Below are 12,428 nucleotides of genomic sequence, written 5' to 3'. Positions count from 1 at the left end.
GGAGAAAGCGTCATGCCGTCGACGTGGACGGATTCGGTAGTAATGTAAGCCATTATTGACTTTGACGGTTCGAGTTGTACGATTATCTTCGATAAATACCTGATCTGCTTGGGCTTGTCACGAAGCATCGCGCGCAGCTGCTGTCTGCGTGTGGGTTCGATCAGGGGGAAACTTGCGGTCGCCGTCACAGTGTCCAGTTCAGCCGTTATCAACAAGTGACTCAAAGCCTAATATCTTGATTTCGCTGAGCGGCTCTTCGCCGATGAGAACCTGGTACAGCACGTCCGGCAGGGTTCTGTTTGCGTTCGGTAATGGCATCCACGAGATATTCGCGCAGTTCTCGCTGAGCAGCAATGTCGGCTTGGGAGTGGAAGGGCTTGTCTGACATGCCGATGACGACGTCATTCAAGGCAATCAGATAGTCATGATCCTGCGGCTGATAGTCCGTACAGGACAAGGAACAGCTACAAAGGGAACAGAGAGGCCATAGTCTCACACTCCTCCCGGCTGGCGATAGTCTTGAGCATGGCAACAGTGTGGTTACGCAATGCCGGCAGCGCCTTATTCAAGATTTAAGGCGGCTGGGTTGAATGTTTAGTGGAAGCAACGGCAGTGGCTTCCCTTGAGGAGAACTCTTGCGTTATTGATGCAGTGGGGAGAACACATTTTCACGACATGTTAGATAATATCAGCCGTTCATGAAAATCATCGGCCTTGCACCGTGCAGTATCTTCCATCTCACACTTCTGTCGGTGGCCGTAGGCAATGCTGAGAATTCAAGCTGCAGTAGATGAATTGTGTCGGGTTGGCCTTCGTCGAATGGTGCTCATGTCTTTCGTTTGTTTGTTCTCTGTTCTCGGAACCCCTCCTTTGCAGGCTGTCCGTATGGGGTCTGGCCTTAGTTGCCGGTTTGTAGCGCTGGCGGATGGTTTTCGGTGGCGAGCCGCCGTAGCCGTTGCTTGCCCAGCAGCTAATCTACGTCTTGACCCAGTTATGGCCGGATTTGGCTTCTGTCCGACTTACGTGAGTGAGGATACCGGTGTTAAGGTTCCTCTCTAGAACAGTCCAAGTGCGTGGGGCGCGAGCAATGCTACGCCGTGTGGTTCACTACTTTCCCCGATTGGTGACTCGGGTTATTCTACCCTTGAGGAGTATGAGATACGGTCGGAGGACGCACAGTCGACACCGAGGTGGTGTCGCAGCTTACTTAGCAATGGCGTTCATTTTCGAAGAGGACTAACTGAACTCGCTTCCGATCGGCTATCTAGAAGTTAGGTGTTTGTGCAGGTGGCCATGACCGAGTCTATTGGAACTTTTATGGCAGCTTAACAATGGTTTGCTCTGCATTAATATTTAGCATACCCATCTTACGAATCATGTTTTTCTCTTAGAGTCTCGTAGCTAGGATGTTCGTTACGAATTAACTTTGGCGGATCGCGGTTAGCGCCGAACGGATTTGAGGCGAAAGGCACGTCTCGTTATTGTCAACACCGAAAGTTGATAGCGGTGGCTGCAGCTTTCGTATTTCGGTCTAGGCATACCAGAATTTTTCGGCTGAGCCGGACGGCAGTTGACATTCGGCAACGGAACTACGGTAGGCTCGGTCGGGACACGGTATCTGATTTCGCAATTTGCCGACCTTAGTTTGGGTATGGGGTGGTAAGGCGTTGTAAATTGTTTTTCTCCGTGAACAGGATTGAGCTGATTTCGGTGCCGCCTACGTAGGGGTGCGTTGCTCGGATCGGTGGAACAGTTGGTTGCCCAGTTGGCGGCCGTCAGCATATGTATCCGATAGTTCGTCAAAGGGAGCTGGAGGTCTACTGTGGGGGCGACCGATGGGCGGCGATTATATAGCGCGCTGCCACGGGCTTTATCCACCGATACAGATTATGCCAAAATGTGCTTACCCAAACAACATCCGCCGGAAGGATGTTCGACACTTCCCCAAAGACTGTATCAACAAGCGAATTGCGGGAAGAAACGGTGGACCGGCGGATAAACAGTAGTCTTTTGGAAATGAACAATTAGTAGCGATTGCGGTGGCTCACGGAGAGAACCAACTAGCGTCATGAAGAACTAATTTTCGAGGTTCCTTGAACTAAAGGGTTAGTGAGAGGGAGAGGGCGTGTCGTTTGTGACTATTCAGCGTGAAGTGTTGACGGCTGCAGCGTCAGCTGAGAATGCGTTGGCTGCCGAGTTGAATTCGGTGGTTATGGATTATGATTAGGCAGTTACCGCTCTTTCGAATTCGAGCGAGGTGTTGGCAGGGTCCGCGTCGGCGTTGATTACTGAAGTGGTCGGGCCGCAATATGTCTTGGATTAATGCTAAGGCTATGCAGGCGAGGGTGGCCTCAGTGGCTTTTGAGACCGCGTTTGCCTCTGTGGTGCACCGCTGTTGAGCGCGGCCAATCGTGCTGAGGTGGTGCTAGTTGTTGTCAAGCAATGTGTTGCGCCAAAAACACCGTTCGATTGCGGCCTTGGAGGCCCAATATGGGTCAGGTGTGGGATCAAGATGCCGCGGCGGTGTATAGTTGCGCCGGCCTCTTGGTGGTTACGTCGTTTCTCACGGTACCCATTACCCAACTTATTTTCAGATTATTTTCAGACCGAATTGGGTTCCTAGGGGTCGTCGGTGAGTATGCTGTCGCTGTTGTGGGCAGATCCTGTTCGTTACGGCCACTTTTCTGTCCAAACTTGAAGTGCTTTGACCGCGTATACACCGTAAGTGGGCTTCTGCTATAGCTTCTATAGCCCCGAGGGGGGCTGCCTTATTGCGGTGTCGGTGTGGTCACCGCAACTTCGTTCAGACCGCAAAGGCCTGTTAGGTTGAGTGGTGGGGCGACGCTGGTGGCTGCAGCTGGGAGGCTGCAAAGGGGGGGGTTGGGGCGGCTTAGGTGGGGATGATTTGCGTGGTGACAGCGGGGGACTGATATCGGCAGGCGGGGCACTACGGCTTCAGTCGAGTTTCTGTCGGTTCCGTCGGTATGGGGCGGACTGCTGTCGGGGGCAAACGCGGCTGCTCCGTTACCTATCAGCACTATACCAGTGTCATCCCGAAGTTGGCGGGTTCGGAAACCCCTCCTGGGCGGGATGACACTGGCCGGTCTAGGTAGTCGGTGCGGTCGGCTGCTGGTCATTGATATGGATTCCACCTCCCCATCGTCATGGCCAGCCCACCCTTTGCTGGATTACCACGCAAATCTGACGTCAGCAGTTGCTGCGGACAATCGTTCTGACAAAGTCACCTGAGCGTTTTCGTTCGTTTTTCCTGGCTTTGGTTTGTCAGTGGTTGAAGTGGTCGGTTATAGCGTTGCGATATCAACACCGAGTCCTAAGGATACCTCTCAATACCACTCGCTTAGGCCGTAACTAGACGGTGCTTCCGAAGGTTAGTCCAGTGGATCGATTTTTAATGCAGTGTTACAATAAATTTTTTCTGAAAAGCACTGGTTAGTATTGCTTTTGAATTGCGTGTACTGCAATTTTTTACAGGTTTTTAATCGTGTTGATCCGACCACAAGCAGAGTCGGCCGCTGTTACGGTGGCGTTACCGACGATGAATTCATGGTGTCGTACCGTGAACAGTTGTGCATAGACAGTCATCTATCCTCGACAGAGAGCGATTGCTGGGGATATATTAGAGGAAGAACAGTCATCCTGTTTGCGATTACACAGGTCCGAGGTTTTGGCCGCGGTCGCTGCGTCTTACAGGTTATCCGCACGGCCATGAGCGCTCAGAACGTCGCTTCGGCGGTCCCAACGACGGGTGCGTGGGTTGCTCAGCAGCTGCCGATGAGGTGTAGTTGCTGATCGCGCTCTAGTTCACTGTGCACGCCTAGCTGTACCGTGCGGCTAATGTTTTGACAGCGCAAATTCACGAGTCGTTTGTGACAAACCTTAATACCAATTCCTCTTCCTTCGCTTACGCTGCTACCAAGGCCGCCAATGCGGCTGCTGCCGGCTAATCCGGCTGGCAAGTGAGGCTTGGACAGGATCGCCACAGGCGTGGGCGTCATGGCAACCTTTCAGCCAGCTGGTGATCTTGGGTCCTTATGAGTGGACGGCCACCGTGCCGCGAAGAACCACGAGGATCTCCTCAACGCGGACGCTGCGGTCGCGGTCCGTCCTGGGTTTAACCGCGTTACAGCGCTCGGCGGTCGCCGGCTGAAAGAAGCAAGGGGGATCTATCGGTAAATTATTCGGGTCGGCGATTGCGTGGTGGGTAATCGATTCGGCCACCGCTGTCCACCAGCTAACATGGCACCACGTTTTATGATCTATCTGATCGCCATGCGGGATATTGCGGGCCGATTGGCGATGCATACCCAGAAGGTCGAGGATGCGGTCCGCAATATGTAGACCTTTCTCGCTGAATACTGCGAGCGTGGGCTGCAATGGGTACCGCCCAGGTGCATTTGTACGACCCATAGGGCAGATGAGTCAGGTGTTTCGCCAACAACTACAAGCAGCAAGAAGAGGCCTTTGGCAACTAGCACGGAAAGCCGTGGCTGCGTACCCTTCTACCCGTAAGGAGAATATCAAATATGATTCAGTTACCAGTTCGGAGACGTCGACGCCCATGGGCTAATATTCGGCCCCAAGCCACGGCATTGGAAGACGAGCACCCGGGCATCATCCGTGATAACTTGCTGCTCAGGGACTTTTGGGGTGGTGTTGGTTCGGTGACTTGTCAGGAGTTTATCACCCAGCTGGGTCGTAACTTCCAGGTGAATTTACAAGCAAACTAGCGTCCATGGGCAGAAAGTGCAGACGACCAGCATTAACATGGCTAGCACCGATAGCGTTGTTGGTGGCGGCTGAACGTAACACCCAATACTTAGGCGTGGCAGCACAACCCCCGTCGGTGTGTTGTCTGTGTGCTGCAATGTCCGACCATGTCGATCCCCTGAGGTACTGATGGACCAACAGAGCACCCGCACTGATATCACTGTCAACGTTGATGGTTTTTGGATGCTCCAGGCACTCCTGGACATCCGACATGTCGCGCCGGAGCTACGGTGCAGGCCGTTTGTATCGCTCGACTCCAACGACTGGCTGCATGAACATCCCGGGATGGCAGTCATGCGTGAGCAGGGCATCGTCGTCAATGGCAAGGTGAACGAGCATGTCGCGACTCGAATGCGGGCGTTCGCCGCACCCGACCTTGAAGTTGTTGCTTTGCTGTCGCGGGGAAAACTGCTCTACGGAGTGGTCAACGACGAGAACCAACCACCGGGTTCGCGCGATATCCCCGAGAACGAGTTCCGGGTGGTGTTGGTTCGTCGTGGCTCGCGCTGGGTGTCAGCGGTTCGGGTTGGCAACGACATCACCATTGACGATGTCGTCGTTGCGGACAGCGCGTCGATCACTTCTCTAGTGATGGATGGCCTGGAATCGATTCACCACGCGGATCCCGCGGCGATTAACGCGGTCAACGTGCCTCTAGAAGAAATGCTGGAAACGACGAAATCGTGGCAGGAAGCGGGCTTTAACGTGTTCTCCGGCAGAGATTTACGGCGTATGGGTATCAGCGCCGCCACGGTGGCCGCGCTGGGCCAGGCGCTGTCAGATCCCGCGGCTGAGGCCGCGGTGTATGCACGACAATATCGTGACGATGCCAAGGGCGCCAGTGCCTCGGTGCTATCGTTAAAGGACAGTTCCAGTGGGCGTATCGCGCTTTATCAACAAGCGCGGACAGCGGGTTCGAGTGATGTGTGGTTAGCGATCTGCCCGGCTACCCCGCAACTAGTGCAGGTGGGCGTGAAGACTGTGTTGGACACACTGCCGTACGGTGACTGGAAAACTAACAGCAGGGTCTGACGTCGAATGCGGAATGTAAAAATGCTGCGACGTGTTTGACTAAAACGTGTACGGTCAAGATATGAGCCGTGCATGCTGTTTTATAGTCGGCAGCAAAGTTAAAAAGTGGTGTTATGATAACCACTAATCGCGAGGTAAATGGGATTTGGAATTGGTCGCGCTGCACCTACCAGAGAGCCTTAACGTGTGCAGGTGCGCAATCCCTGCGCCGTCAGAGGTGCGGGATATTAAACTCACCACACCAGGGGGGTATAGAACGATGACCGCGGTAGCTGACGTGCCACAGAACGACATCGAGGGCACATCGTCCTCCCGAGCGGTCGTCGTTGGCATCGTGGCTGGCGAGGGCGCTCAGACCAGCGTTTTGCTTGATGCCAACGCCCCGGTGTCGGTGATGACCGAACCCCTGCTTAAAGTAGTGAACACTCGACTGCGTGAGCTTGGCGAAGGAGGGCTTGAGTCTACCGGGCGCGGCAGGTGGGCACTGTGCCTGATTGACGGCACGCCGTTGCGGCCCACCCAGTCGTTGACCGAGCAAGATGTTTACGACGGCGACCGACTGTGGATTCGGTTCATCGCCGATACCGAGCGTCGATCGCAGGTCATCGAGCACATCTCTACTGCGGTCGCGGCAAATCTCAGCAAACGATTCGCCGTGATAGACCCGATCGTTGCCGTGCAGGTCGGTGCGTCGATGGTGGCAGCAGGTGTGTTGGCTTCGTCAGTTTTGCTGGTCTGGTGGCGTTGGCACCACAGTTTTTGGCTGTCGGTCATCTACGCCGCGGTGATTGCGTTGCTGATATTGATGGTGTCCACGTTGGTGCTTATGCGGGCCGTTACCCGGGAGGATCGACGCACCGGTGACATAATGCTGTTGAGTGGGCTTGCTCCGGTGACTGCGGCCGCAACAGCCGCGCCACCTGGTCCGGTGGGGTCCCCACACGCGGTGTTGGGTTTCGGGGTGCTCGCGGTTGCCGCGATGCTGGTCCTGCGGTTCACCGGTCGTCAACTCAGTATTTACACCGCGATTATCACCATTTGCGTGGTGGCGGCGATCGCAAGCCTGGCACGGATGGTCGCGATGATTAGCGCGGTGACGCTGTTTTCCTGTGTGGTGCTAACCTGTGTGGCGCTCTATCATTGCGCACCAGCTCTGTCCCGCCGTCTGTCCGGCATTCGACTACCGGTGTTCCCGTCGGCCACCAGCCGGTGGGTGTTTGAAGCGCGACCCGATTTGCCTGCCACGGTGGTGCACTCCGACGGAGGCCCGCCGGTATTGGAGGGGCCGGCGTCGGTGCGCGATGTGCTGCTGCAATCCGAGCGTGCCCGGTCTTATTTGTCGGGTTTGCTCCTGGGGCTGGGTGTGTTGTTGGTGGTTTCACTTACCGCGTTGAGCAACCCCCACGTCGGGCAGCGCTGGCTGCCGCTGTTGCTAGCTGGGTTTAACTCGGTTTTCCTGCTGTTGCGGGGCCGCTCGTATGTTGATCGCTGGCAATCGATTACGTTGGCCGCGACGGCGGTACTCATCGTTGCTGCTGTGGTAATGCGGTACGTGCTGGTGTTGTCGTCGCCGTTGGCGGTATCGATCGGGGCGGCAATATTGGTTCTGCTGCCTGCCGCAGGGCTGACAGCTGCGGCGGTCGTGCCCAACACGATCTATAGCCCGCTGTTCCGCAAGCTTGTGGAATGGATCGAATACTTGTGCCTGGTACCTATTTTCCCGCTGGCATTGTGGTTGATGGATGTCTATACCGCGATCCGGTATCGGTAGTAAGAGGGCGCGACGCGGTTGCTCGCCTTGCGTGTTTGTCACACTAGCGTTACTTACCTCGGGTGCATTTGCTGGTTTGCCGCCAGCTTATGCGATTTCGCCTCCGAAGATTGATCCAGGTGCGGTGCCGCCAGACGGTCCTCCCGGACCGGTCACACCGATGAAACAGTACTCTTACTGCACTGAGGTCGGGGTGCTGCCCGGCACTGACTTTCGGCTTCTGCCAAAGTATATGGACATGCTGAACATGTTCGATGCATGGGAATTCGGTCGTGGTGGTGGGCAGAAGGTAGCCGTCATTGATACCGGTGTGACTCCGCACCCTAGGTTCCCGCATCTGATTGCTGGTGGCGACTATGTGATGGCTGGGGGCGATGGGCTGTCAGATTGCGATGCCCACGGCACTATCGTGGCGTCAATGATCGGCGCGGAGCCGGCGACCGGCGCACCGGTGCCCGTGGCACCGCGCAGGCCTGTCCCTATTCCAACCACCGAGAAGCCGCCACCGCCGCAGACTGTGACCTTGTCACCACTACCTCAGACCGTGACGGTCATTCCGGCCCCGCCGCCCCCGGAAGAGGGTCTGTCGCCTCCGGGCGTGCCGCCGCCACTGCCACCTGGCCAGCAGGCTCCGTCGGGTAGCCGGAGTGGTAGCACCGTGACAATACCCAGCTACTCGGGCGGCCGACAGGTAATCGCCATCGACGACCCAGCCAACCCGAGCCCACTCGCCCCGGTGCCGAACCAACCATCACTCCCGCTAGCGCCTGTGTCGCGCCCCGACGCATACACCGGGATCGCTCCAGATGTTGACATCCTCTCGATACGCCAGTCAAGTCAGGCCTTTGGCCTTAAGGACCCGTACACCGGCGACGAAGATCCGCAGACATCGCAAAAAATTGACTACGTTCAAACTATGGCGCGAGCAATAGTGCATGCTGCCAACATGGGCGCCACAGTGATCAACATCTCTGACGTGACGTGCATGAGTGCGCGCAATGTTATCGATCAGCGCGCGCTTGGAGCGGCTGTCCGCTATGCGGCGGTCGATAAGAACGCTGTCATCGTTGCTGCTGCTGGCGACAGCAGCAAGAAGAACTGCAAGCAGAACTGCAAGCAGAACTGCAAGCAGAACCCACTGTCTGATCCTTTGCAGCCGCATGACCCCCGCGGCTGGAACGGCGTTACGACAGTGGTCACGCCCTCCTGGTTCAGCGAGTATGTGCTGACCGTCGGTGCAGTTGATTCGTATGGCCAGCCGCTGACCCAAACGAGTATCGCTGGACCGTGGGTATCGATCGCGGCACCGGGAACAGACATAATCGGCCTTTCACCACGTGATGACGGCCTAATCAATGCGATTGACGGTCCAGATAACACGTTGCTGGCCCCGGCTGGTACCAGCTTTTCGGCTGCGATTGTGTCAGGGGTGGCCGCGCTTGTGCGCGGGAAATATCCTCAGCTCACGGCGTACCAGGTGATAAACCGGTTGATCCACACGGCCAGGTCGCCGGCTCGCGGCGTGGATAACCAGGTCGGCTATGGCATTGTCGACCCGTTGGCAGCACTTACGTGGGATGTACCTGAAGGCCCGGCAAAGCCGCCTCCGCACTTGTCGTCACCGCTTAACCTGCCCAAGCTGCCGGCCCACCGCGATATGGTGCCTGTGTGGGTGGCCGCCGGAGGACTGACCACAGCAGTACTGATAGGCGCTGTGGCGTTCGGTACAGCGATGCTGGTGCGGCGAAACGCAAAAGCGGCGATGAAGGCGGGGCAGTAATGAAGGCTCAGTGCAAGTTGGGGTTGGTTTTGTCGTGGTCGCGTGTCACGACGGTATTTTTGGTCGATATTGTCGTCCTGGTGGTGGCGAGCCATGTCCCGGAGTCATGGCAGGCTGGTCATCATGTCGTGTGGTGTGTGGGCGTTGGAATCACCGTCGTGGTCATGGTGCTGGCGTTGGTCAGTTACCACGGCATCACACTGGTGTCGGGTTTGGCCACGTGGGTATGGGATTGTTCTACCGATCCGGGTGCCGCACTGACGGCGGGGTGTACGCCCGCGATCGATCATCGGCGCCGTTTCGGATGCGACATGGTTGGGGTGCGTGAGTACAAAGGCCGGCTAGTCACGGTGATCGCGGTGGACGATGGCGAAGACGACCCAGTGGGGCGACATCGGCATCGGACAACGCCGGCAAGTTTGTCGGTACAAGCCGTTGCCGATGGGTTGCGACAGTTTGATATCCGACTCGATGGTATCGACATTGTCTCGGTGAAGATACGCCGCGGCGGCAACGCGGCCCAACTTTCCGTACTCGACAACGGGGAGTCCGACGAGTGGGGGCTGGTGCGTGCTTGCCCGCCAACCTATCAACGTTTTACCTGGTTGGTGTTGCGGATGAATCCGCAGCATAACGTCGTCGCGGTGGCTGCTCGGGATTCGTTGGCTTCGACGTTGGTGGCGGCCACTGAGCGACTTGCCCAAGATCTCGATGGACAAAACTGTGCGGCCCGGCCGTTGACCGCTGATGAGCTGGCGGAAGTTGATAGTGCTGTGCTGGCCGATCTGGCACCAACGTTAAATTGCCAGGGATGGCGCCATATCAAGCACTTCAATGGATTCGCGACTAGTTTCTGGGTGACACCGTCAGACATCGATTCCGAAACACTGGATGAGCTGTGGTTGTCTGACCGCTCCGACATTAGGGCTACTGTGATCACGATCCGTCTCGCCAGTCGTGGTTGCCGAACCTGGCTATCGGTGTGGGTGCGCTACCACAGCGAGAGTCGATTGTCCAGGGAAGTATGTAGCGGACTCAACCAACTGACCGGCCGCCAGCTAGCTGCGGTGCGCGCTAGCCTGCCGGCGCCGGCGCCCCGACCCATATTGGTCGTGCCTAGCCGAGAGTTAAGCGACCATGATAAGCTGGTGCTGCCGGTGGGACGGGAGAGGGAAGGCTCAACGAGCTTATTTTTTGTAGGGCAATGACGCGCCCACAGTCAACTGCCGAAGACGCCCGCTATGCTATGGTCGCCGGCTTGCTGGCGTCGGGGATTTCTGTCAACGGACTGCAGCCCAGCCACAACCCACAGGTTGCGTCGCAAATGTTCAAGACGGCCACCACGCTTGATCCAGGGATGTGTGACGCTTGGCAGGCGCGAATACTGGCAGGGGATCAGAGCATCGAAGTGCTGGCCGGCGCATGGAATTCAGTCAGGACATTCGGCTGGGAGACGCGTCGCCTTGGGGTCACCGATTTGCAGTTTCGTCCCGAAGTGTCCGACGGGTTGTTTCTACGACTAGCGGTAACCAGCGTGGAGTCGTTGGCTTGCGCTTATGCCGCTGTGCTAGTCGAGGCGAAACGTTACGCGGAAGCCGCCAAATTGCTTGAAGGTGTCGAGCCGCGGCATCCTTTCGACACTGAGCTGGTCAACTACGTGCAGGGGATGCTGTACTTCCGAACTAAACGTTGGCCGGACGTGCTTACCCAATTTCCCGAGGGAAAGCAGTGGCGTCATCCCGACCTGAAGGCCGCGGGCGCGGCAATGGCGACTTCTGCGCTGGCATCTCTTGGGGTTTTTGAAGAGGCGTTTCGGCGTGGCCAGGAAGCAATCGAGGGTGACCGTGTGCCCGGCGCGGCCAACATCGCTTTGTACACCCAAGGCATGTGCTTACGACATATTGGTCGAGAAGACGAAGCCGTCGAGCTGTTGCGCCGGGTGTATTCTCGTGATGCAAAGTTCACTCTGGCTCGAGAGGCATTGGATAACAACAATTTTCGTCTGAAACTGACTGATCCGGAAACAATTGAGGCACGCACTGATCCGTGGGATCCAGACAGCGCCCCGACCCGTGCGCAGACCGAGGCCGCCCGCTACGTTGAGATAGCCGCAAAGTATTTGGCGGAAGGGGATGCCGAGCTCAACGCGATGTTGGGCATGGAACAAGCCAAGCGAGAAATCAAACTCATCAAGTCAACAACAAGGGTGAACTTGGCCCGCGCCAAAATGGGTTTGCCGGTACCGGTGACATCGCGCCACACCTTGTTGCTTGGACCACCGGGTACCGGGAAGACTTCGGTAGCACGCGCTTTCACCAAGCAGCTGTGTGGATTGACCGTGCTGCGCAAGCCGCTCGTAGTCGAGACAAACCGCACCAAGCTGTTAGGTCGGCATATGGCTGATGCGGAGAAAAACACCGAGGAGATGCTCGAGGGCGCGTTGGGTGGGGCGGTCTTCTTCGATGAGATGCACACTTTACATGAGAAGGGCTACACCCGAGGAGACCCCTACGGCAATGCGGTTATCAACACGCTGCTGCTGTATATGGAAAACCATCGCGACGAGCTGGTGGTGTTCGGTGCGGGCTACGCCAAGGCGATGGATAAAATGCTTGAGGTGAATCAGGGTCTGCGAAGGCGGTTTTCGACGGTGATCGAGTTTTTCAGTTACACCCCTGAGGAGTTGATCGCGCTGACCCAATTGGTGGGCCAGGAGAACGAAGATGTCATCACTGAACAAGCAGCACAGGTGTTGTTGCCCTCGTACACCAAGTTCTACCTTGACGAGACTTATTCCGGAGATGGAGATCTAATTCGTGGTATCGACATGCTCGGTAATGCCGGCTTCGTGCGCAATGTAGTGGAGAAGGCCCGTGACCACCGTAGCTTCCGCCTCGACGATGAGGACCTCGATGCGGTACTGGCCAGTGACCTCACCGAATTCAGCGCTGACCAACTGCTACGCTTCAAAGAGTTGACTAGTGCCGACCTGGCCGAAGGCCTCAGCGCGGCGGTGGCTGAGGGAAAGTCTTCATAGCAGGTTGGCAATTCAACGGC

General features: G+C 56.8%; 6 protein-coding genes and 2 pseudogenes. 7 read left to right on the top strand and 1 reads right to left on the bottom strand.

Annotated elements, in window-relative coordinates:
* Positions 1–220 precede the first annotated feature (220 nt).
* Positions 221–409 carry a hypothetical protein gene (locus MLPF_RS04075; protein WP_237817253.1) on the bottom strand — a complete coding sequence of 63 codons (189 nt, stop codon included), beginning with the start codon at positions 407–409 and terminating at the stop codon, positions 221–223.
* 3,245 nt (positions 410–3,654) lie between these two features.
* On the opposite strand from MLPF_RS04075, the pseudogene MLPF_RS04070 reads away from it, so the two are divergent.
* The 7 genes and pseudogenes from MLPF_RS04070 to eccA all read left to right on the top strand — a co-directional run bounded on the left by MLPF_RS04070 (position 3,655) and on the right by eccA (position 12,408).
* Positions 3,655–3,965 (top strand): annotated as a pseudogene (locus MLPF_RS04070) (PE family protein).
* 586 nt (positions 3,966–4,551) lie between these two features.
* Positions 4,552–4,821: pseudogene (locus MLPF_RS04065) on the top strand (WXG100 family type VII secretion target); the annotation flags it as partial.
* A gap of 96 nt (positions 4,822–4,917) precedes the next feature.
* Positions 4,918–5,820 carry an ESX secretion-associated protein EspG gene (locus tag MLPF_RS04060; RefSeq protein ID WP_045843224.1) on the top strand — a complete coding sequence of 301 codons (903 nt, stop codon included), beginning with the start codon at positions 4,918–4,920 and terminating at the stop codon, positions 5,818–5,820.
* A gap of 259 nt (positions 5,821–6,079) precedes the next feature.
* Positions 6,080–7,591, top strand: a complete 1,512-nt coding sequence (gene eccD / locus MLPF_RS04055) for a type VII secretion integral membrane protein EccD (protein WP_045843223.1) — start codon at positions 6,080–6,082, stop codon at positions 7,589–7,591.
* On the top strand, positions 7,569–9,371 hold the full coding sequence (gene mycP, locus MLPF_RS04050; protein ID WP_420329609.1) for a type VII secretion-associated serine protease mycosin: 1,803 nt from the start codon (positions 7,569–7,571) through the stop codon (positions 9,369–9,371). Before eccD ends, mycP begins: the two co-directional genes overlap by 23 nt.
* Positions 9,371–10,579: a type VII secretion protein EccE gene (eccE, locus tag MLPF_RS04045; RefSeq protein ID WP_045843221.1), complete on the top strand. Its 1,209-nt coding sequence runs from the start codon at positions 9,371–9,373 to the stop codon at positions 10,577–10,579. Before mycP ends, eccE begins: the two co-directional genes overlap by 1 nt.
* On the top strand, positions 10,576–12,408 hold the full coding sequence (eccA, locus tag MLPF_RS04040; RefSeq protein ID WP_045843220.1) for a type VII secretion AAA-ATPase EccA: 1,833 nt from the start codon (positions 10,576–10,578) through the stop codon (positions 12,406–12,408). Before eccE ends, eccA begins: the two co-directional genes overlap by 4 nt.
* Positions 12,409–12,428: the final 20 nt, after the last annotated feature.

Source organism: Mycobacterium lepromatosis, assembly GCF_000975265.2.
In the GTDB taxonomy this organism is placed as follows: Bacteria; Actinomycetota; Actinomycetes; order Mycobacteriales; family Mycobacteriaceae; genus Mycobacterium; species Mycobacterium lepromatosis.
The sequence above is the reverse complement of the archived record's forward strand: the minus strand, read 5'-3'. Positions and strand labels throughout refer to the sequence as shown.